Genomic DNA, 20,339 nt, shown 5'->3' on the forward strand with positions numbered 1-20,339 from the left:
CGGAGGTTTCTGTCGCACGCGATGGCTGCGGCACGTTCCGGCCTGGACACGATCTGCCTGCCGAGTTACGCTGATAAATCAACTGACGCGAACGATGGGGGTCGATCGTGCCGCAGCCTCTGGAGATTATCGCGGGTGACCTCGCGCAGGAGTTTCTGCTTCCTCATCTGCAGAAGACTCAATCATTGTTCCTGGAGGCACTGCGTACCCTCGACCCACTCGCCGATTGTCAGGTAGTTCCCGCCGCCGACCTGGGAATCCCTTATGACGTCGTGCGTCTCGGTGGTGGCTTCGCGACGGGATGTTTCGTCGAGTGGAAATGCCGCACGCCGGTTGTTCCTGTCGACACGACGATGAACATCGACACGTCGTCGATATTTTGGCTGGACGGCCGTCCGGGCGACGCATTCAGTCGGGAAGCCGTCGAGGATCTGCGGCAGCGGATCGACGCGGACAGCAGCTACGAGTGGAACTTCCACCGGGGAAATCATTTCATACTGAGTTGCCGCCACGGCGTTGATGGCCGTTACGCCCTGGTGCTGCACAGCAACGAGAAGGAATTCAAAGACCAGTTCAACGGCTTATGCCCTGCTCCCGGCAACTGGTATGAGGATTCGATCCGCGTCTTCGGTGAGGGGCGGCGTATCCGGCTGATCATCGGTGAACGGGCGGTGCTCTTCGCGCAGATGGCGCAAATGCTTCAACAGTTCAACATCGTGCGCCACCGCTTCATCGCCACCATGCTCATGAACGATCGGGTTCGCATCACTGATGAATACCACAAGCATCACTACTTCATGCCGACCTCGACTTCCGCGGCCATCGGCTGCTACCTGTGTGAGCCAGGTGAGGAAGTCCCCGTCTTCAGCTCGGTCGGTCAGCCGATCACCTTCTTCCGCCCCGCGGACGGCGGACTGAACAAAGTGCACCTGCTGGGCGGCGGGACGCAACTCGTCGTACCCCACGGCTGGGGTATGACGGCCTCACGCACGCTGCATCTCACGCAGTCCGAAGACCACCTGGACCTGAACGGGCAGAGTTACGGTCTCAAGCAGGGCGTCTCCTTGCTGGACCACGACGACATCATTCCCCGGGTGTTCGATGGTGGAATGCGGGAGTTCCTCCACCTCATCCGGCCTCACACGCCGGGAGAGCCGGTCGCGGAGCTGATCCAGCTCGCTTCGTATTCCCGGCACGGGTTTCTGCGGCATGACGGCCGCGCCGTGCTCCGATAGAGCCACTCACCGTTCGCTTCCCTCGCCCAGAGCGCTGTCGGTGATGTCCCCGAGGGCCACGATCCCGCCCCGCCCGGTCCGCACATCGTCACCGTCGCGCGGCACCGCGGTACCACCGGTTGCGGTCGAGTGAGGGCCGGTCACCTTCGAGTCCTTCCCGATCGCGGAGCCCGTGATGTTGCCGAGCGCCACCACCGAGTCCCGCCCGCCGCGCACACGCCGCCCCGGCCCGGCACCCATGCCTCCGCTCCCGCCGCTGAACAAGGTGATGAGCGACACCAGCAGCGCGGCCAGCGCGACCACCGCGCCCACCACGCTCGCCGTCTGGCCCGCGGTGTCCAGGTCCGCCAGGACCGCAACCAGAATCAGCGCCACGGTGACCAGGCCTGTCACCACAGCCGCCACCCACACCCAGACCCGTGCCGCCCCTGTCAACGCCACAACAACACCGACTTCCCGTCACCGCGCCCGAGACGCACAGGTTCTCATCTGCCGGCCCGGATCCGATAGCCTGTCAGTCCCCTCGCCGCACCCTCGCAGGTCTCGATGTCCAGGCTGTCTTCGAGCAGCCGGATACCGTCGTACCGCGCGATGGCCGCCGCCCGCTCGCGAGCCATCTCGTGGTCGCCGTCCACCAGCTCCAACCTGGCGTCCAACGCGCGGATGCGGTCAAGCTTGGCCACGGTCGCCCAGCGGGATGCCACGACGGTCACGTCGAGCCCCCGGCCGCGACCTGACCAAGCGAGGGCCTGGCCGAGGTTGCCGGAGCTGGCGCACACCACCGCCCGGGAACCGTCGTCGGCGAGCAGGCTCGCGACCACCTCGGTGCCGCGGGCCTTGAAGCTGCGGACCGGATTCGCGGTTTCGAGCTTGATGCTCACCGTGCACCCGAGGCCGGGCTCCAGCGCCTCGCAGCGGTACAGCGGAGTGTCGAGAAAAATCGGGTCGATCACCCGGCGAGCCGCCCGGATCCGAGCGGTGTCGAGGCGCGTCTCCTGCACGGCACAGCAGCGTAGCGCCACCGGCGGGAGCAATCGTCAATTCCGTTGACATCGGCCTGGCCAGGATGACGGGCTCAGGCCCGGGCGGCGTCATCGCCCCCTCGGCGCGGCCGCCCGACGGCCGTTGCCGCGTGCGCGGGGTCGTCGGGCGGCAGGTGTGAGGGCGGGCGTGCCGTTCGCCGGCCCGGCCGTCAGAACTCGAGTTCGTGCTCGATGGCGGCCAGTTCCTCGGGAGTGCCCTGGACCTTCGGGCCGGTGAACCACTTGCGGGCCGAGAGCAGCCACCAGACGCCGGCGAAGCCGAGGACCAGGAGGACGGCGATCGGGGTGTAGTTGAAGTTCTTCGCCGTGACGGGGCTGGCCGTCGGCAGCATGAACAGCACGGTGATGAACAGGGTCCAGACGACGGCGACGGCGCCGATCGGCCTGCTCCAGCGGCCCAGGTGCCAGGGGCCGCGTTCGAAGCGGTCGCCCTGCACCAGACGCAGGAACACGGGCATCACATAGGCGATGTACAGGCCGATGACCGCGATCGAGGTGACGGCCGCGTACGCGGTGGCGTTCCACAGATAGGGAAGGCCCAGCAGGAAGGCCCCGCCCGTCGCCAGCCAGACCGCGTTGGTCGGGGTCTTGGTGCGCTTGTTGATGCGGTGCCAGACCTCGGAGCCGGGCAGCGCGCCGTCCCGGGAGAAGGCGTAGACCATGCGGGAGTTGGCGGTGACCGAGGACATGCCGCAGAAGAACTGGGCGCCGATCGCGATGAGCAGCAGCAGTTTGCCGCCCGTCGCGCCCACCGCGTCGATGAAGATCTGTGCCGGGGGCACGCCCGTCGAACTGCCCAGCTCGCCGTCGTAGTCCTGGATCGCGAAGGTGATGCCGATCAGCAGGACCCAGCCGGCGACCAGGGACACGAGGATCGACATCACGATGCCGCGCGGTCCCGATCTGGCCGCGTCGTGCGTCTCCTCGGTCATGTGCGCCGAGGCGTCGTAGCCGGTGAAGGTGTACTGGGCCAGGAGCAGGCCGAGCAGCCCGACATACAGACCGGAGTGCCAGCCGGTCCCGTTCACGAAGTGGGTGAACACGAAGTCCGCGGACTGGTGCTTGGAGGGTACGACGACGAGGGTGCCCACGATGATCAGTACGCCCAGGACGTGCCACCACACGCTGACGTTGCCGAGGAGGGAGACCAGCTTCACCCCGAAGGTGTTCAGCAGGCCGTGCGCCGCGAGCACCAGCCCGAACAGCATGATGGTGTGCCCGGGAGTCGCCGTGAACCCGAACTGCAGGTCCAGCAGCGCGTTGAGGAAGAACGCCGCGCCGAAGTCGATGCCCGCGGTCACCGCCACCTGGCCGAGGAAGTTGAACCAGCCGGTGAACCAGGACCAGGCCGGTCCGTGGGACGGGGCGAGTTTGGCGGCCCAGTAGTACAGGCCGCCCGCCGTGGGGTAGCTGGAACAGACCTCGGCCATGGCCAGGCCCACGAACAGGGTCATGGCGCCGACCAGCGGCCAGCCCCAGGTGATCAGTGCCGGTCCGCCGGTGGTCATGCCGAAGCCGTACAGCGTCAGGCAACCGGACAGTACCGAGATGATGGTGAACGAGATGGCGAAGTTGGAGAACGCCGACATCGAGCGGGCCAGCTCCTGGGCGTAGCCGAGTTCGTGCAGGCGTTGCTCGTCGCCGGACAGCGGACTGTCCGTTTCGCTCCTGGTCGCGGACTTGTCGGTGGACATATGCGCCTCCTCCGGCTCGGGCAGTCGCCGCGGTGGGGACGCGGGGCGGACCGCTCGATGCCTGGAACCAAAGGTTTGAGGCGATACCTTTTCCCTCAATGGCGTCGCGCGCAAGAGGCAGGGCGTTAAACACCGGTAACCAATCGGCCTCGGCGCCGGTTCCGGGGCGAGCGCGGAGGTGCCGGGCGCCTGGTCCCCGGGTGCCGCCCCGGCTCCGCGCCCGGCCCTGGTCGCGGGGCTTTCATGTGCCCAATGGTCTGTGAGGTCACCTTATGGTCGTCTGGGGTCGGCGGTAGCAGCAGCCGTGACGCCGTGGGGTGGCGTGGGGTGGCGGGAAACCGGCGGGCGGTCGGCTCCAGCGGCCGCGGACGTCGACACGGCGGGTGACCGTGCCGGGGTGGCACGGGTGCGGCCCGGGGAGGCGAGGCGGGTCTCCGCGGGCCGGTGCCCCGGTCGGCGTGCCGTCGGGACGAGGTCGGGGGAGCGCATGACTCCTTGGCCCTCGCCTTCTGTTCATGACCGCTTCTGACCAGCCCTGATCGGTTCAATGGCACACAGGGGCGCATCCCCCGGCGCGGTCATCGGTCTGTCGTACGAAGCCTCATACCAGAGCGGGACGCTCCCCGGAGGACTTTGTCAACAGCCCACCGCACATGCCCGGATGACGACTACTCTGAGTGGCCGCCGGGCGACACGGGGCCGAATTCCTCGGCTCTGCCGACCGGCGCCGCGATGGCGCACGCCCGTGTACGACGACAGGCGCACGCCCGAGTCGCGCAGACCCGCGGGAGCCCCCCACGCCCCCGACGCACCCCAGCACAAGGACGCCGATGTCTCACCTTCGCGCACCGGCCACACGCGCAGACCGCCGTGAGGGCGGGCGGCCCGGGCGGCCCGTCGCCCCTACGGCCCCCTCGCTGCCCGAGACCCGCATACGGCCCCAGCTGCTGCGTCTGGCGATCCTGCCGCCCGTCGCGGTGGCCCTGAGCGCGTGTGCCGCCGTGCTCTTCACGGTCCGCTCCACCGGCGCGCACCCCACCCCCATGCTCTGGGGTGTGCTGGCGGGCGCCCTCACGGTGGCCCTCGTCGGCATCGTGCTCGCCGCCGTGGCCGCCGACCGCGCCGCCCGCACCGTGCGCGAAGGCGTCGACGCGCTGCGCCGCACCCGCGCCCGTGGCGAGGCCGAGCTGCGCGCCCTCGTCGAGGCGCTGCGCCGCGGTGAGGAGCCGCCGGTGCGCCCGCCCTCCCGTGAACCGGCCGCCGACGCGGGGGAGTTCGAGCTGCTCGGCGCCGAGCTGGCCCGCGCCCACGACGGCGCCGTCGCCGCGGTCGTGCAGGCCGCGCAGCTCTCCAGCCACGCGGGCGACGAACGGAAACTCGAGGTGTTCGTCAACCTCGCGCGGCGCCTTCAGTCGCTCGTGCACCGGGAGATCTCGATCCTCGACGACCTGGAGAACGAGATCGAGGACCCCGATCTGCTCAAGAGCCTCTTCCATGTGGACCACCTCGCCACCCGGGTCCGGCGCCACGCGGAGAACCTCGCGGTCCTCGGCGGAGCCGTCTCACGCCGCCAGTGGAGCAACCCCGTTCCCCTGACCGAGGTGCTGCGTTCCGCGATCGCCGAGGTCGAGCAGTACTCCCGGGTCAAGCTGGTGCCGCCGATCGACGGCACCCTGCGCGGACACGCCGTCGCCGACGTCATCCACCTGCTGGCCGAACTGGTCGAGAACGCCACGGTGTTCTCCGCGCCGCAGACCCAGGTGCTGCTGCGCGCCAACCTCGTCACCTCGGGCCTCGCCGTCGAGGTCGAGGACCGCGGGCTCGGCATGCCCCCGGCCGAACAGCACCGGATGAACGCCCTCCTCGCCGACCCGGACCAGGTCGACATCGCGAGCCTGCTGGCGGACGGCCGCATCGGCCTGTTCGTGGTCTCCCAGCTCGCCCGCCGGCACGGCATCCACGTCCGGCTGCAGACCAACATCTACGGCGGTGTGCAGGCGGTGCTCGTCCTGTCGCAGGGGCTGCTCGGCACGGCGGCCGCCGCATCCGGGACCCTGACCCCGGCGGGCCCGCAGGCCACGGCCGGCCCCGCGGCGGCGGACCTCGGCGCCCCCGCCCCGGCGAAGGCGCACGCGGCGTCCGTCGCGGGTCCTCACCCCCTGCCCCTGCCAGGGCAGGGCACCCCGGCCGCGGTGCCGCCACCCGCCGGATCCGATCTCACCGCCCCTCCCGCCCACGCCCGGCCCGGCCGGACACGGCACGACCAGGCCCTGGCCGCCCGCGACCGGTCCCCGCTGCCCGTGCGCGGCGCCGAGCCCGCACGCCCCACCCCGGCCGAGGCCCGCCCCGGCATCCGGCGCGGCGACCGGCAGGACCCCGCGGAGAACGTGCGCGGCCTGCCCACACCGCTGGTCGGCCCGGTGCGCGGCACCATGGGCAAACCCCGGCTGCCCCGCCGGCGCGCCCAGGAGCACATCGCACCCCAGCTGCGCGGTGGCCCGACACCGCCGCTGCGCCAGGACGGCGACGAGCACATCGGCCACGACCCCGGCCTGATGGCCGCGTTCCAGCGGGGCATCGGCCTTGCGGAGGCACGGGAGCAGCCGGAGCCCGGCACCGGCACCGGCGCCCGGACGGGGCCGGGCACCCGGGCGGCCCCTGCCACGGCGCTGCACGCCGCCGTCCCCGTCGGCACCCCGCACGCGGCCGACCACGAGTCGACCGGCCGCCACGAAGCGACTGGCCGCCACGAAGCGACCGGCCGCCACGAAGCGACCGCCCGGCACGGCGGCGGCGCACCCGCCGGATGACCACCCCCACCCCCACCCCACCCGCTCCCGCAGACCCGCTTACCCCAAGGAGTCGATCCACCATGGCGAGCGAAGCGCCGACCTCCCATGCCTCCGACCTCGACTGGCTGATGAGCGGCCTTGTGCAGCGCGTACCGCACACCACGAGCGCGGTGCTCCTGTCCTGCGACGGGCTCGTGAAGTCCGTCCACGGCCTCGACGCGGACAGCGCCGACCACATGGCGGCGCTGGCCTCCGGCCTGTACTCCCTCGGCCGCAGCGCGGGCGTCCGCTTCGGGGACGGCGGCGACGTGCGTCAGGTCGTCGTCGAACTCGACTCGACCCTGTTGTTCGTGACGACCGCGGGCTCCGGCACCTGCCTCGCCGTCCTCGCCGGCCGTGAGGCCGATGCCGCGGTCCTCGGCTACGAGATGGCGATGCTCGTCAAGAGCGTGCGGCCGTACCTGGTGACCGCCCCCCGCCGGCCCGCCGCCGAGCCCACGGCGACGAGGTCCTGAGCGTGGCCGCGGCCGGTGACGGCCCCTGGCTCGACGACGCGGCGGGACGGCTGGTCCGCCCCTACACGGTCAGCGACGGGCGCACCCGGCCGACCACCGCGCTCGACCTCCTGTCGCAGGTGATGGTCACGGGCACCACCCCCCTCGGATACCTCGGCCCCGAGCACACCCAGGCGCTCGACCTGTGCCGCGCGCCCGTCTCGGTCGCCGAGGTCGCGGCCCACCTGAGGCTGCCGGCGGTGGTCACCAAGGTGCTGCTGTCGGACCTCGTCGACTGCGGGGCGCTCACCACCAAGCCTCCCGCCTTCCACCACAACCCCACTGACCGGTCCCTCCTGGAGGCAGTGCTCGATGGACTACGACGACAGCTCTGACCCCTTCCCCACCGCGCTCAAGATCCTGGTGGCGGGAGGATTCGGAGCAGGCAAGACGACCTTCGTGGGCGCGGTGAGCGAGATCGCCCCGCTGAGCACGGAGGAACTGCTCACCACGGCCGGCGCCGCGACCGACAGCCTGGAGGGGATCGAGAACAAGGTCGAGACGACCGTGGCCATGGACTTCGGCCGCATCACCCTCGATCCCCAGCATGTGCTGTACCTGTTCGGCACGCCCGGGCAGGAACGGTTCTGGTTCATGTGGGACGAGTTGTCCGAGGGCGCGCTCGGCGCGGTGGTGCTCGCCGACACCCGCCGTCTCGAGGACTGTTTCGCCGCTGTCGACTTCTTCGAGCAGCGCGGTCTCGCGTTCATCGTGGCCGTCAACGAGTTCGACGGCGCCTGCCGCTACCACCCCGACGAGGTGCGCGCCGCCATCGACCTCGCCCCCGAGATCCCCGTCGTGCGCTGCGACGCCCGGATCTCCAGCTCGGGGGTGCAGACGCTGCTCACGCTGGTGCGCCACCTCCTGGCGTACGCACCGGCACCGGCCCCCGGTCAAGGAGCCCGCACATGACCCGGAGCCGACTGCTGCTGACCCCGGAGGACGGGGACGCCGCGGAGCGGGTCGGCAGGCTGCGCCGGCTCGGCCTCGGCGAGCGCCCTGAACCGGAGTTCGACGCCTTCGCGGACCGGCTCGCCGCGCTCGCCGCGGTGCCGTACGCGATGGTCAACTTCATCGACGCACACCGGCAGTTCTTCGCGGGACTCCACCAGCCCGACAGCCGTCCGCTCACCGCGTCCGCCGGCCCGGGCGGGGCACCGGTCCGCCACCTGGGCCGCGAGTACGGCTTCTGCCCGCACGTCGTCGTCCGGCGCAGGGCACTCGTCCTGGAGGACGTCCGGGACTATCCGCGCTTCGCGGGCAACGCGGTCGTCGACGAACGCGGCGTCCGCTCCTACCTCGGTGCCCCGCTCGTCGACCGTACGGGCATCGCCCTCGGCACGGTCTGCGCCCTCGACGTCGAGCCGCGCCCCTGGGGGCGGGCGGGTCTGGAGACCATCAAGGCGCTGGCGGCGGAGCTGGTCGCGCGGATCGGACAGAGGGAGGACGGCGGGATCTGAGGCGAGGGCGACGGCGGGGCGTGAAGGAAAGCTGCGGCAGCGCTTAAGAAAACCTCGATGGACCAGGGGCGCCTGATGCGGCAGATTCCTGAGGGACTTCGCACCCCTCTCCCCGGTACGGGCCTGTTCGGCATGCCTTGTCCCGGGACCTCACCCACAGGAGCCGTAGCGTTGAAGGCGCTGGTCAAGGAGAAGGCGGAACCGGGGCTTCGGCTCGTCGACGTCCCGGAGCCGCAGATCGGCCCGGGTGACGTGCTGATCAAGGTCCTCAGAACCGGGATCTGCGGCACCGACCTGCACATCCGGGCCTGGGACGGCTGGGCGCAGCAGGCCGTACGGGCGCCGCTCGTGGTCGGGCACGAGTTCGTCGGCGAGGTCGTCACGACCGGCCGGGACGTCCTGGACATCAAGACCGGCGACCGGGTCGGCGGCGAGGGCCACCTGGTGTGCGGCAGGTGCCGCAACTGTCTGGCCGGGCGCCGTCATCTGTGCCGGGCGACGATCGGGCTCGGCGTCGGACGCGACGGCGCGTTCGCCGAGTACGTGGCGCTGCCCGCCACGAACGTGTGGGTGCACCGGGTCCCGGTCGACCTCGACGTCGCCGCCGTCTTCGATCCGTTCGGCAACGCCGTCCACACCGCGCTGTCCTTCCCGCTGGTCGGTGAGGACGTGCTGATCACCGGCGCCGGCCCGATCGGGCTGATGGCCGCCGCCGTGGCCCGGCACGCCGGCGCCCGCAACGTCGTCATCACCGACGTCAGCGAGGAGCGCCTGGACCTGGCCCGCAAGATCGGCGTCAGCCTCGCACTGAACGTCTCCACCGCCGCGATCGCCGACGGCCAGCGGGAGCTGGGGCTGCGCGAGGGCTTCGACATCGGCCTGGAGATGTCCGGCCGCCCCGAGGCGCTGCGCGACATGCTCGCCAACATGACCCATGGCGGCCGGATCGCCATGCTCGGACTGCCCTCCCAGGAGTTCCCCGTCGACTGGGCCCGGATCGTGACCTCCATGATCACTATCAAGGGCATCTACGGCCGTGAGATGTTCGAGACGTGGTACGCCATGTCGGTCCTGCTGGAGGGCGGGCTCGACCTCGCCCCCGTGATCACCGGCAGGTACGGCTACCGGGACCACGAGGAGGCGTTCGCCGACGCGGCGAGCGGCAAGGGCGGCAAGGTCATCCTGGACTGGACCGCGTAGCTCCGGGCCTCGTACCTCAGGAACGCCGTAACCCCCCTTCCAGCGCAAGCACTTCGAGGAGCTTTCCGATGTTCGACCCCGTGCGCGACGATCTGCGCGCCACCCTCGACGAGATCCGCGCCGCCGGGCTGCACAAGCCGGAGCGCGTCATCGGCACCCCGCAGTCCGCGACCGTGAACGTCACCGCGGGCGGCCGCCCCGGCGAGGTGCTCAACTTCTGTGCCAACAACTACCTCGGCCTCGCCGACCACCCCGAGGTGATCGCCGCCGCCCACGAGGCACTGGACCGCTGGGGCTACGGCATGGCGTCCGTGCGCTTCATCTGCGGCACACAGGAGGTGCACAAGGAACTGGAGGCGCGGCTTTCCGTGTTCCTCGGCCAGGAGGACGCGATCCTGTACTCCTCCTGCTTCGACGCCAACGGAGGTGTCTTCGAGACCCTCCTCGGCCCCGAGGACGCCGTCATCTCCGACGCCCTCAACCATGCCTCGATCATCGACGGCATCCGCCTGTCCAAGGCCCGCCGCTTCCGCTACGCCAACCGTGACACCGCCGATCTGGAGCGGCAGTTGAAGGAGGCCGCGGGCGCCCGCCGCAAGCTGATCGTCACCGACGGCGTCTTCTCCATGGACGGTTACGTGGCCCCGCTGCGTGAGATCTGCGACCTCGCCGACCGTCATGGCGCCATGGTCATGGTCGACGACTCGCACGCCGTCGGTTTCGTCGGCCCCGGCGGTCGCGGCACCCCCGAACTGCACGGCGTCATGGACCGCGTCGACATCATCACCGGCACCCTCGGCAAGGCACTCGGCGGCGCCTCCGGCGGCTACGTGGCGGCCCGCGCCGAGATCGTCGCGCTGCTGCGCCAGCGCTCGCGGCCCTACCTCTTCTCGAACACCCTTGCCCCGGTGATCGCGGCCGCCTCGCTCAAGGTGCTCGACCTGCTGGAGTCGGCGGGCGACCTGCGCGAGCGGCTGCGCGAGAACACCGCTCTCTTCCGCCGCCGTATGACCGGAGAGGGCTTCGACGTCCTGCCCGGCGACCACGCCATCGCCCCGGTCATGATCGGTGACGCCGCGAAGGCCGGACGCATGGCCGAACTGCTGCTGGAGCGCGGCGTCTACGTCATCGGCTTCTCGTACCCGGTGGTCCCGCAGGGCCAGGCCCGCATCCGGGTGCAGCTGTCCGCCGCGCACTCGACGGACGACGTGGACCGCGCCGTGGACGCGTTCGTGGCGGCACGGGCGGAACTGGACGGCTGACCTCGCTCCGCGGCTTGCGATAATCGTTCGCATGATCGAAGCGCGGCGGCTCCACATCCTCCGTGCGGTGGCCGACCACCGCACGGTCACGGCGGCCGCCGCCGCGCTCTACCTCACTCCCTCCGCCGTGTCCCAGCAGCTCGCCGCGCTGGAGCAGGAGACCGGTCACCGGCTCGTCGAGCGGAGCGCCAAAGGGGTGCGGCTGACCCCGGCCGGCGAGATCCTGCTCGCCCACACCCACCTGGTCCTCGCCCAGCTGGAGCGCGCCGAGGCGGAGCTGGCGGCCTACGGCGCGGGTTCGGCGGGCACGGTGACCCTCGCCTCCTTCGCCACGGGCATCGGCCTGGTCGTGGCCCCCGCGCTGGCCCGGCTCGCACGCAGCGCACCCGGCATCCGGGTCCGCGTCCAGGACGCCGAGGGCGACGCGAGCCTGCCGATGGTCCTGGACCGGCAGGTCGACGTCGCGGTCGCCGTCGAGTACCGGGGCGCGCCCGGCGCGGACGATCCCCGGCTGACGCACATCCCGCTGTACGCGGAGCCCTTCGACGCGGTCGTGCCCGTCACCCACCGCCTCGCGGGCGCGGTCGAGGTCCCCCTGGCCGAACTGGCCAAGGACCCCTGGATCGGCCCCTACCCCGGCAACCCCTGCCACGACGTGGTCGTGCTGGCCTGCGAGCACGCCGGATTCCAGCCACGCCTCGAACACTCCTCCGACGACTTCCGCGCGGTCGTCGCGCTCGCCTCGGCCGGCGCGGGAGTGGCCCTGGTGCCGCGCTCGGCCCTGCGCGGCATGGATCTCACGGGCGTCGTCGTCCGCCCCGTGGACGGGGTCGCCCCCACGCGCCGCGTCTTCGCCGCCGTACGCCGCGGTGCCGAGGAGCACCCGCTGATGCGCCCGGTCCTGGATGCGCTGGCGGATGCGGCGACGGCCGACTGAGACGAGCCGCACGCACCACTCGCTCCCGAATCCGGGATAGCATCCCGGATATGGGAAGCAGCGGGAGTGCGGGAAGGCCGGCAGGTTCGGGAGGAAGCCCGGGAGCCCGGGGAGTCCCGGGAGTCCCCGGACTCCCGGGAGGCGATGCTCTGGATCCCGTCGACGCCCGGCTGGCGGCACGCCTGGCCGGGCTGCGGGCCGAGCGCGGCTGGTCGCTGGGCGAGCTGGCGGAGCGCAGCGGGGTGAGCCGTTCGACCCTGTCCCGGGCCGAGCGTGCCGAGATCAGCCCCACGGCCGCGATGCTGAACCGGCTGTGCGGCGTGTACGGCCGCACGATGTCCCGGTTGCTGAGCGAGGTCGAGGGAGAGCCCGCAGCGCTGATGCGCGCCGCCGACCAGACGGTGTGGGAGGACCCGGTCTCCGGCTTCGTGCGGCGTTCGGTCTCCCCTCCCCACCCGGGACTGCGCGGCGAACTCGTCGAGGGGCGGCTCGCGCCGGGCGCCGACATCGCGTACGACCGGCCGCCCGTGGCCGGACTCGAACAGCACATCTGGGTGCTCGACGGGGCACTGGAGGTGACCGCGCAGGAGGTCGAGCACCGGCTTGTGGCCGGTGACTGCCTGCGGCTGCGGGTGTGGGGGCCCACGCGGTTCCACTGCCCGGGGCCCGACGAGGTGCGGTACGCGCTGGTGGTGGTGCTCCCATGACCGTGATCACCCCGCTGACCGGCCCCGACGTGCTCGTCCACGCCGAGGGGCTGGCGGATCTGCTGACCGACACCGTGCACGGCGGGGCCTCGATCGGCTTCCTGGCACCGCTCGACCGGGCGGAGGCCGTCGCCTGGTGGAAGGAGCGTGCGGCCGCGGTCGGCACCGGCGCTCTGGCGGTGTGGGTGGCGCGGGCCGGGAACCGGGTGACGGGCACGGTCGGTCTCGCCTTCCCCGGCAGACCGAACGGCCGCCACCGCGCCGAGCTGGTCAAACTCATGGTGCATCGGGACGTTCGCGGCCAGGGGCTGGGCCGCAGGCTGCTGAGCACCGCCGAGCGGGCGGCCGCCGAGGCCGGGATCACCCTGCTCCACCTGGACACGGAGACCGGCAGCCCGGCCGAGTCCCTGTACACCGCGGCGGGCTGGACCCGGATCGGGGCGATACCGGACTACGCGGTGACGCCGTCGGGCGCCCTGCACCCCACGACCATCTTCTACAAGCACGTGGGAGCCCTCGCCCGCCGAGCGGCGGAGTGATTGTCAGTGGCCTTCGCTACGGTGCGGAACATGCCGGATGCCGAAGACGTACGCCGTATCGCCCTCTCCCTGCCCGACACGACGGAGAAGATCGCCTGGGGCATGCCCACGTTCCGGGTCGCGGGGAAGATGTTCGCCACGCTCCCCGAGGACGAGACGTCCATGGCGGTGCGCTGCCCGAAGGAGGAGCGGGACGAACTGGTGCTGGCGGAGCCCGAGAAGTTCTGGATCGCTGGTCATGAGGCGCAGTTCGCCTGGGTCCGCGTACGCCTCGCGGCCCTGGAGGACGAGACCGAGCTGCGGGACGTACTCGCCGACTCCTGGCGCCAGGCGGCCCCGCCCGGGCTCCTCGATCACCACCCGGGTGTGGGCCTGCCGGCCGGCGACTGACCCGGGCGGCGCGGGGCGCCGCACCCCGGGGGGACCGGCGCATCAACGGGTGCGCGACCAGGGCCCCGAGTGCGGTATGGTTTCTGTGCGCGTTCGGCCAGGGGAAACCCCAGGTCAGGCGGGCAACGGGACGTGGCGCAGCTTGGTAGCGCACTTGACTGGGGGTCAAGGGGTCGCAGGTTCAAATCCTGTCGTCCCGACAGTGATGTCGGATGTTTTTCCAGGTCAGGGGCTCTTTTCTGAGGGCCCCTGAGTCATGTGCGCACCCGTCGCGGAGAGCGGACCGGCATCCCTGAGGTCTCTCGGGGTCATCCCCGCTTCCCCGGTCGCCGGTGCCGGCCCGCTGAGCCCGCCAGCACACTGAGTCCAAGTCAGGCGACCTCTCCACGGCAGACGGTGGCGTCGGCGTCGGCGTGGGGCCTGAGCGGGCAGCGGCCGGCGAATCCCGCGGCGAGGCCATGATTAGATGGAACTGTTGCGCACATTGTTGCCAATATTTGCCATGTGTGAGTGACCAGGGGTGAGACAGTGCCGACAGGGTGGGCACGGGACAGCCGGCCGGCGGAGCCGGGCGAGAACGACACGGGAACGCCGGAGGGCCCGGTTGCCGCCGGGATCCGGCGGGCGATCCTCAGCGGCGAGTTCGTACCGAACCAGCGGCTGGTGGAGGCGGACCTCTCCGAGCAGTTCTCCGCCAGCAGGGCCAGCGTCCGTGCCGCGCTGCTCTCCCTCGCCAACGAGGGGCTGATCGAACGCGTCCAGAACCGCGGCGCCCGGGTGCGGGCGGTCTCGCTGGAGGAGGCGATCGAGATCTCCGAGGTCCGGATGGTGATCGAGGGGCTGTGCGCCGCCCGGGCGGCGGAACGGATCACCGAAGAGGACTCCGAGGAGCTGCGGAGCATCGGCGAGAGCATGACCGCGGCCGTCGAGTCCGGCGACGTGCTCGGCTATTCGGAGCTGAACGAGCGGCTGCACCGCCGCATCAGGGAGATCAGCGGCCAGCGCACCGCCTCGCAGGCCCTGGAACGCCTCAACGCGCAGAACGTCCGCCATCAGTTCCGGCTGGCGGTGCACCCCGGCAGGCCCAAGGTGTCGCTCCCGGAGCACCTGGCCATCATCGAGGCGATCCGCGCCCATGACGCCGACGCCGCCGAGGAGGCCGCCCGCGCGCACCTGCGCAGCGTGCTGCGCATCCTCCCCGAGGTCGACCGGACCAGGTCGTCCTCCGGCGGCTGACCGCGCGGAGCGCGCTCAACCGCTCGTGACGGCGGGGGCGCCGGCCGGGCCACGACGCGTCCGGCGCGCCCACCGGCGAGCGGGAGCCGCCGACGCGGAGGACGCCGGGTCGCCGGTCGTCGCGGAGGGCGGCAGGCGTCCGGCCCGCGGAGGGTGCGCCGGACGCCTCGTGGCCGGCTCACCGGCTCCTCGCTGCCGGGCTCCCCACCGGAAGCCCGGCAGCCGACCGGTGCCCGCCGGGCTCAGGCTCCCGTCTCGGTGCGGTCGGCCGTGCCCCAGAGCGTGTGGAAGCTGCCCTCGCGGTCGACGCGCCGGTAGGTGTGGGCGCCGAAGTAGTCGCGCTGGCCCTGGGTCAGCGCGGCCGGCAGGCGGTCCGCGCGCAGCGAGTCGTAGTACGACAGCGCGGCCGAGAACGCGGGCACGGGCACACCGCGACGGGCCGCGGTGGCGATCACCTCGCGCCAGGGCACCTGCGCCTGCGCGATCTCCGCGGCGAAACCGGCGTCGGCCAGCAGACTGACCAGACCCGGATCGGCGGCGTAGGCGGCACGGATGCGGTCCAGGAAGGCCGCGCGGATGATGCAGCCGCCGCGCCAGATCCTCGCTACCGCGCCGAGGTCGATGTTCCAGCCGAACTCGTCGGCGGCGTCCAGGATCATCTTCCAGCCCTGGTCGTAGGCGATCACCTTCGAGGCGTACAGGGCCTGCTCCACCTGCGCGGTGAAGCGCTCGGCCTCGTAGGGCGTCAGGTCCGCGCCCGTGCCGCCGGGCAGCCCCCGGTAGGCGGCGCGCAGTGCGGACTGCCCGGAGGCCGCGCGGGCGAAGGTGGCCTGGGCGATGGCGGTCACCGGGGAGCCCAGCTCCAGCGCGGTCTGCACGGTCCAGCGCCCCGTGCCCTTCTGGCCGGCGGCGTCGGCGACGACGTCCACGAACGGCCTGCCGGTCGCCGCGTCCACATGGGACAGCACCTCGGCCGTGATCTCGATCAGATACGAGTCCAGGCGTCCCTTGTTCCACTCGCGGAAGATCTCGGCGATCGCCGCGGGGGAGAACCCGGCCACTTGGCGCAGCAGGTCGTACGCCTCGCCGATCAGCTGCATGTCCGCGTACTCGATGCCGTTGTGCACCATCTTCACGAAGTGCCCGGCGCCGTCGGTGCCCACATGGGTCGCGCACGGCTCGCCGTCCACCTTCGCGCTGATCTTCTCGAACATCGGGCCGAGCGCGGCATACGACTCCGCCGAGCCGCCCGGCATGATGCTCGGCCCGTGCAGCGCGCCCTCCTCGCCGCCCGAGACGCCCGCGCCGACGAAGTGGATGCCGCGCTCGCGCAGCGACCGCTCGCGGCGGCGGGTGTCGGCGAAGTGGGCGTTGCCGCCGTCGATGATCATGTCGCCGGGCTCCAGGAGCGGGGCGAACTCCTCGATCACGGCGTCGGTCGCCGCGCCCGCCTGCACCATGATCATGAGGCGGCGGGGACGCTCCAGCGCCGCCACGAACTCCTCGGCGTTCCCGGCGGCCACGAACGCGCCCTCGTGCCCGAACTCCTCGACCAGCGCCTTGGTCCTGGCCGGGGTGCGGTTGTGCACGGCGACGGTGTACCCGTGTCGCGCGAAGTTCCGGGCCAGGTTGCGGCCCATCACCGCGAGCCCGGTGACGCCGATCTGCGCGGTCGCCTGCATGCTGTGCTCCTTGGGTCCGGATCCGGCGCGCCCGCGCGTGCGGCGGACGGTGCGGATGTCGCTCGGTACGGCTCGTGCCGCTGTACCGATCGAGTACGGACGGCGGGGCGGATGTTGCTCACCGCGCCGGGCGGCACCCGGTCCGCGGGACCGGCGGCCCCGCCCGCTCCCGTCCCGGCGCCGGGGAGCGCGGCACCCGCCGTCCGCCGTCACACCCCTGTCCGCAGCCGCCACCCGTGGTCCACCGGTCCGATCCCGGATCCCAGGGCAAACCCCGCCGCGATCGCCGCCGTGACGTACTCCTTGGCATGTCGCACCGCTTCGGGCACCGCGAGGCCCTGTGCGAGCCCGACCGCGACGGCGGAGGCGAGGGTGCAGCCCGTGCCGTGGGTGTGTCGGTTGTCGTGGCGCGGAGCGCGCAGCCAGTGCTCCTCGCGGCCGTCGGTGAGCAGGTCCACGGCCTCGCCCGGCAGATGCCCGCCCTTCACCAGCACCCACCGGGGCCCGTACGACAGCAGCCGCGCGGCCGCGCGGCGCAGACCCGGCTCGTCGGTCACGGTGACACCGGTCAGCTCCGCCACTTCGTCCAGATTCGGAGTGGCCACCGTGGCCAGCGGCAGCAACCGGGTCCGTACGGCGTCCAGCGCGTCGTCGGCGAGCAGCCGGTCGCCGTGCTTGGAGACGCTCACCGGGTCCACGACGACCGGGGCCGCCCCGTCCGCGAGCAGTTCGGCCACCGCCGTGACCAGCGCGGGCGAGGCGAGCATCCCCGTCTTGACCGCCTGGACGCCGATGTCGTCGACGACGCTGCGGTACTGCGCGCGTACCGCCTCCACGGGCAGTTCCCAAGCGCCCTGCACACCGCGGGAGTTCTGGGCCGTGACCGCGGTGACCACGCTCATCCCGTGGGCGCCGAGCGCCAGCATGGTCTTCAGATCGGCCTGGATCCCGGCACCGCCGCCCGAGTCGGACCCGGCGATGGTCAGGACACGGGACGGGGCGCTCATACGAGGGCCTCGCGCCGGCGGGGCCGCAACCGCTGCGGGGCGCAGAGCGCGAGGACCACCGGGAACGCCGCGCGGTGCGCGAGGCGGGCGCCGTGCGGTGTATGGGCGGCCGGGCGCTGCCCGAAGACGGCCCCTGGGCCGTCGGCGGCCAGACCGCCGGAAACATGCGCCGATGGCATGGAAGACATCCCTCCGCCAGTACGAACTGGTTCAGGTTCAACGGGTGTGATCTCAGCCCGCAGGGGCACCCCGTGTCCGGTACGGCGCACAGACTAACCCGGGGCCGGGGACCTGCCGCACGGGAGGGCCGCCGCGGCAGGTCGCAGTGGTCGCCGGGGTCCGCCCGAACCGGCCGCCGAGCTGGAAAACCGGAGCTGCGGGTCCAGCCGGACATCGCGCGGGTCCAGCCGGACATCGCGCGGGTCCAGCCTGACGCCAAGCGGGGCCAGCCGGATGCCAAGCGGGTCCTGCCGGGTGTCGCGTGGGTCCAGCCGGACGCCACGCGGGTCCTGCCGGGTGTCGCGTGGGTCCAGCCGGATGCCAAGCGGGTCCTGCCGGGTGTCGCGTGGGTCCAGCCGGATGCCAAGCGGGTCCTGCCGGGTGTCGCGTGGGTCCAGCCGGACGCCACGCGGGTCCTGCCGGATGTCGCGCGGGTCCAGCCGGACGTCGCGCAAGTGCAGCCGGACGGCGCGGTGAACGGGTCGTGGCCCGGAGAGCACCAGCCCGTCGGGGGTGACGAACGCGGCGTGCTCGGGCCGAGCCGCCCGCCGGTCGCCGTCCTGCCCGGCCCGCGGGGCGTGGGGGCGCTGCAGATGCCCCCGGGGCGGGGCCCGGACCCCGCTCTCGGGGTCCCGTGCCGCACTGCGTGACGCGCTTCAGGCGGCGTGCTCCAGCACGTCCTCCGCCAGCTTCCGGTCCAGTGCCGCACGCACCAAGGCGGCGGCCAGCACGGCGGGTTCGGTGTCCCCGGCGAGCTCCAGCAGCCTCTCCGGGTCTTCGGGCAGCCCGAGCCGCCCCGCCCCCGACAGGGCCTTGGCATCCAGGTAGGGGGCCACCTCCGGCCAGACCCGCTGCGCCTCGCGCAGGAAGATGTCCGCACCGGCCGGCCCCATCCCCGGTATCTCCTGGAGCAGCCGGCGCAGGACCGCGACGTCCCCGCCGGCCTCCTTCCGCAGGCGCCGCAGGTCGCCGCCCCAGCGCTGCTGCAGCAGTTCGGCGCCGTTGCCGAGCTGGGTCGCCGTCCGTTCGTCGTAGCGCCGGTAGCCGCCCCGCCCCAGGACGTCGACGCGCTCCTGCCAACCGGACCCGGCCATGCGGCGCGGATCGCTGAGGTTCGCGTCGTGCAGCGCGCGTGCCGTGGCGAGGGCGACCGACGCGCGGATGCGGGCGCTCAGCAGCAGGGCCATCAGCAGCAGCCGGTAGAGCGGCTGCGGCGTGTCCTTGAGCCGGATGCCCGCCTCCTCGGCGTAGGTGCGTCCGTGCTCGGCGACGAGTTCCCGGACGACGCCGGCCATGTCGTTCGTGCGGGTCACGACGGCCTCACCGCGGCGGCTTGAGCGGGTCGTGGCCGAGCGTCATCAGACGGTGGCGCCGCCGGTCCTCGTCGGCCTCGGGCTCGTTCTCCGTGTCCCGCTCGGCGGTCACGCTCTCCACGACGTCCCGCATGACGCGGAGGTCGTCGTCCGTGAGATCCGTGCGCCGCTTCTGCAGGATCGCGAGGACATGCCGCCCGGTCGGGGTGCCCGCCCGTTCGGGCAGCGGTTCGGTCTCCTCGTCGGCGTCCCGGACCCGCAGCCAGGCCGCCGGCTCCGGGGAGGTCATGTTCACCACGCGGTGGAACTCGTCCCACAGCGCGTCCAGTTCCAGGGCGTCGGTCATGGCGTACTCCTTCTCCGTGCTCGGCGGGCGTGCCCAGCGGCGGCGGTTCAGCCCTCGGGCGGCCAGTGCCCGGCCGGCCGTCCAGCGCTGCTTCTCTCCCTCGGCGGTGAGGCCGGTCAGCAGGGCCCGGACGACCGGATCCGGTCTCCCGGCGGCCTCGATACGTCCGCGCAGCCGCCCGGTCGCGGCACGCGGGGACTTGGCCGGCAGCCCCACCACCCCGGCGTCCCGCAGCGGTCCCGCCGTCACGCCCGGCGGGCGGATGGCGGACGCGACGGTCTCCGGACGGCCGTCCGGCGGCATCGCGGTCGCGGTCGCCCGCGCGGCCGGCGCCACCGTCATCGTGCGCTTCTCCGTGCCGCTCGGCTTCTCATGGTCCGCAGCAGATCGGCGCGTTCCGCCTCGCCGGTGCCACCCCACACGCCCGCCGTCTGCCCGCTGCTCAGCGCCCAGGCCAGGCACCGGGCGATCACGGGGCAGCGGCGGCAGACGCGTTTGGCGGCGGCGATGTCGCCGAGGGCCGGCCCCGTCGTCCCGACGGGGAAGAACAGCTCGGGGTCCTCGCCCCTGCATGCCGCATGCCGCAACCACTCCATGCGCGCCCGGGTCCCCAGGACGGATCGGGCGAAACAAGGCCGAGGGCGGCGAAGCCGGGTCCGGGATCTTCCCAGCCGCCCGGCGGCGGTCTATAGTCCAAAACTAGCAGCGCTAATTAAGTCTCGT

20 protein-coding genes, 1 tRNA gene, 1 pseudogene and 1 riboswitch are annotated in these 20,339 nt (G+C 72.3%); of the genes and pseudogenes, 14 read left to right on the forward strand and 8 right to left on the reverse strand.

Annotated elements, in window-relative coordinates:
- Positions 1 to 107 precede the first annotated feature (107 nt).
- Positions 108 to 1,235, forward strand: a complete 1,128-nt coding sequence (locus ACZ79I_RS36110) for a hypothetical protein (protein ID WP_471503409.1) — start codon at positions 108 to 110, stop codon at positions 1,233 to 1,235.
- Positions 1,236 to 1,241: 6 nt separating this feature from the next.
- Here the strand turns inward: ACZ79I_RS36110 and ACZ79I_RS36115 are convergent, their stop codons facing one another.
- The 3 genes and pseudogenes from ACZ79I_RS36115 to ACZ79I_RS36125 form a co-directional block, all read right to left on the reverse strand.
- Positions 1,242 to 1,631, reverse strand: a complete 390-nt coding sequence (locus ACZ79I_RS36115; RefSeq protein WP_471503411.1) for a hypothetical protein — start codon at positions 1,629 to 1,631, stop codon at positions 1,242 to 1,244.
- A gap of 128 nt (positions 1,632 to 1,759) precedes the next feature.
- A pseudogene (locus tag ACZ79I_RS36120) lies at positions 1,760 to 2,236 on the reverse strand (pyridoxal-phosphate dependent enzyme); the annotation flags it as partial.
- A 191-nt stretch (positions 2,237 to 2,427) separates the two neighbouring features.
- Positions 2,428 to 3,972: an amino acid permease gene (locus ACZ79I_RS36125; protein ID WP_471503413.1), complete on the reverse strand. Its 1,545-nt coding sequence runs from the start codon at positions 3,970 to 3,972 to the stop codon at positions 2,428 to 2,430.
- A gap of 830 nt (positions 3,973 to 4,802) precedes the next feature.
- On the opposite strand from ACZ79I_RS36125, the gene ACZ79I_RS36130 reads away from it, so the two are divergent.
- From ACZ79I_RS36130 to ACZ79I_RS36190, 13 genes are all read left to right on the forward strand, one after another.
- The gene (locus tag ACZ79I_RS36130) at positions 4,803 to 6,782 is read left to right on the forward strand and encodes a sensor histidine kinase (protein WP_471503415.1); all 1,980 of its coding nucleotides are present in this window, start codon (positions 4,803 to 4,805) and stop codon (positions 6,780 to 6,782) included.
- 62 nt (positions 6,783 to 6,844) lie between these two features.
- Positions 6,845 to 7,279 (forward strand): roadblock/LC7 domain-containing protein, encoded by a 435-nt coding sequence (locus ACZ79I_RS36135; RefSeq protein WP_471503417.1) that lies wholly within the window; start codon positions 6,845 to 6,847, stop codon positions 7,277 to 7,279.
- Between the two features lie 2 nt (positions 7,280 to 7,281).
- Positions 7,282 to 7,653 carry a DUF742 domain-containing protein gene (locus tag ACZ79I_RS36140; RefSeq protein WP_471503419.1) on the forward strand — a complete coding sequence of 124 codons (372 nt, stop codon included), beginning with the start codon at positions 7,282 to 7,284 and terminating at the stop codon, positions 7,651 to 7,653.
- Entirely contained in the window at positions 7,631 to 8,230 is a 600-nt protein-coding gene (locus ACZ79I_RS36145) for a GTP-binding protein (RefSeq protein ID WP_471503421.1), read from the forward strand. The genes ACZ79I_RS36140 and ACZ79I_RS36145 overlap by 23 nt, the downstream gene beginning before the upstream one ends.
- Positions 8,227 to 8,778, forward strand: a complete 552-nt coding sequence (locus ACZ79I_RS36150) for a GAF domain-containing protein (protein WP_471503423.1) — start codon at positions 8,227 to 8,229, stop codon at positions 8,776 to 8,778. Before ACZ79I_RS36145 ends, ACZ79I_RS36150 begins: the two co-directional genes overlap by 4 nt.
- 171 nt (positions 8,779 to 8,949) lie before the next feature.
- Complete coding sequence (gene tdh, locus ACZ79I_RS36155) at positions 8,950 to 9,978, forward strand: L-threonine 3-dehydrogenase (protein WP_471503425.1); 1,029 nt, start codon at positions 8,950 to 8,952, stop codon at positions 9,976 to 9,978.
- A gap of 68 nt (positions 9,979 to 10,046) precedes the next feature.
- On the forward strand, positions 10,047 to 11,240 hold the full coding sequence (locus tag ACZ79I_RS36160) for a glycine C-acetyltransferase (RefSeq protein ID WP_471503427.1): 1,194 nt from the start codon (positions 10,047 to 10,049) through the stop codon (positions 11,238 to 11,240).
- 31 nt (positions 11,241 to 11,271) lie between these two features.
- Positions 11,272 to 12,177: a LysR family transcriptional regulator gene (locus ACZ79I_RS36165; protein WP_471503428.1), complete on the forward strand. Its 906-nt coding sequence runs from the start codon at positions 11,272 to 11,274 to the stop codon at positions 12,175 to 12,177.
- Between the two features lie 50 nt (positions 12,178 to 12,227).
- Complete coding sequence (locus ACZ79I_RS36170) at positions 12,228 to 12,884, forward strand: helix-turn-helix domain-containing protein (protein WP_471503429.1); 657 nt, start codon at positions 12,228 to 12,230, stop codon at positions 12,882 to 12,884.
- Positions 12,881 to 13,423, forward strand: coding sequence for a GNAT family N-acetyltransferase (locus ACZ79I_RS36175; protein ID WP_471503430.1), 543 nt, complete (start codon positions 12,881 to 12,883; stop codon positions 13,421 to 13,423). The genes ACZ79I_RS36170 and ACZ79I_RS36175 overlap by 4 nt, the downstream gene beginning before the upstream one ends.
- A 30-nt stretch (positions 13,424 to 13,453) precedes the next feature.
- Complete coding sequence (locus tag ACZ79I_RS36180; RefSeq protein ID WP_471503431.1) at positions 13,454 to 13,813, forward strand: MmcQ/YjbR family DNA-binding protein; 360 nt, start codon at positions 13,454 to 13,456, stop codon at positions 13,811 to 13,813.
- Between the two features lie 126 nt (positions 13,814 to 13,939).
- Positions 13,940 to 14,013, forward strand: a tRNA-Pro gene (locus tag ACZ79I_RS36185).
- 415 nt (positions 14,014 to 14,428) lie between these two features.
- Positions 14,429 to 15,049, forward strand: coding sequence for a GntR family transcriptional regulator (locus tag ACZ79I_RS36190; RefSeq protein WP_471505435.1), 621 nt, complete (start codon positions 14,429 to 14,431; stop codon positions 15,047 to 15,049).
- A 242-nt stretch (positions 15,050 to 15,291) separates the two neighbouring features.
- Here the strand turns inward: ACZ79I_RS36190 and gndA are convergent, their stop codons facing one another.
- From gndA to ACZ79I_RS36215, 5 genes are all read right to left on the reverse strand, one after another.
- Complete coding sequence (gndA, locus tag ACZ79I_RS36195) at positions 15,292 to 16,731, reverse strand: NADP-dependent phosphogluconate dehydrogenase (protein ID WP_471503432.1); 1,440 nt, start codon at positions 16,729 to 16,731, stop codon at positions 15,292 to 15,294.
- 209 nt (positions 16,732 to 16,940) lie between these two features.
- Positions 16,941 to 17,738 carry a bifunctional hydroxymethylpyrimidine kinase/phosphomethylpyrimidine kinase gene (gene thiD, locus ACZ79I_RS36200; RefSeq protein WP_471503433.1) on the reverse strand — a complete coding sequence of 266 codons (798 nt, stop codon included), beginning with the start codon at positions 17,736 to 17,738 and terminating at the stop codon, positions 16,941 to 16,943.
- A gap of 170 nt (positions 17,739 to 17,908) precedes the next feature.
- Positions 17,909 to 18,000, reverse strand: a riboswitch (TPP riboswitch).
- 613 nt (positions 18,001 to 18,613) lie between these two features.
- Positions 18,614 to 19,252, reverse strand: coding sequence for an endonuclease (locus ACZ79I_RS36205; RefSeq protein ID WP_471505438.1), 639 nt, complete (start codon positions 19,250 to 19,252; stop codon positions 18,614 to 18,616).
- A 25-nt stretch (positions 19,253 to 19,277) separates the two neighbouring features.
- Complete coding sequence (locus ACZ79I_RS36210) at positions 19,278 to 19,616, reverse strand: DUF3140 domain-containing protein (protein WP_471505441.1); 339 nt, start codon at positions 19,614 to 19,616, stop codon at positions 19,278 to 19,280.
- Positions 19,617 to 19,954: 338 nt separating this feature from the next.
- Positions 19,955 to 20,212, reverse strand: a complete 258-nt coding sequence (locus tag ACZ79I_RS36215; protein ID WP_471503435.1) for a WhiB family transcriptional regulator — start codon at positions 20,210 to 20,212, stop codon at positions 19,955 to 19,957.
- Positions 20,213 to 20,339 lie beyond the last annotated feature (127 nt).

The sequence above is a fragment of the Streptomyces sp. PSU-S4-23 genome (assembly GCF_055632315.1).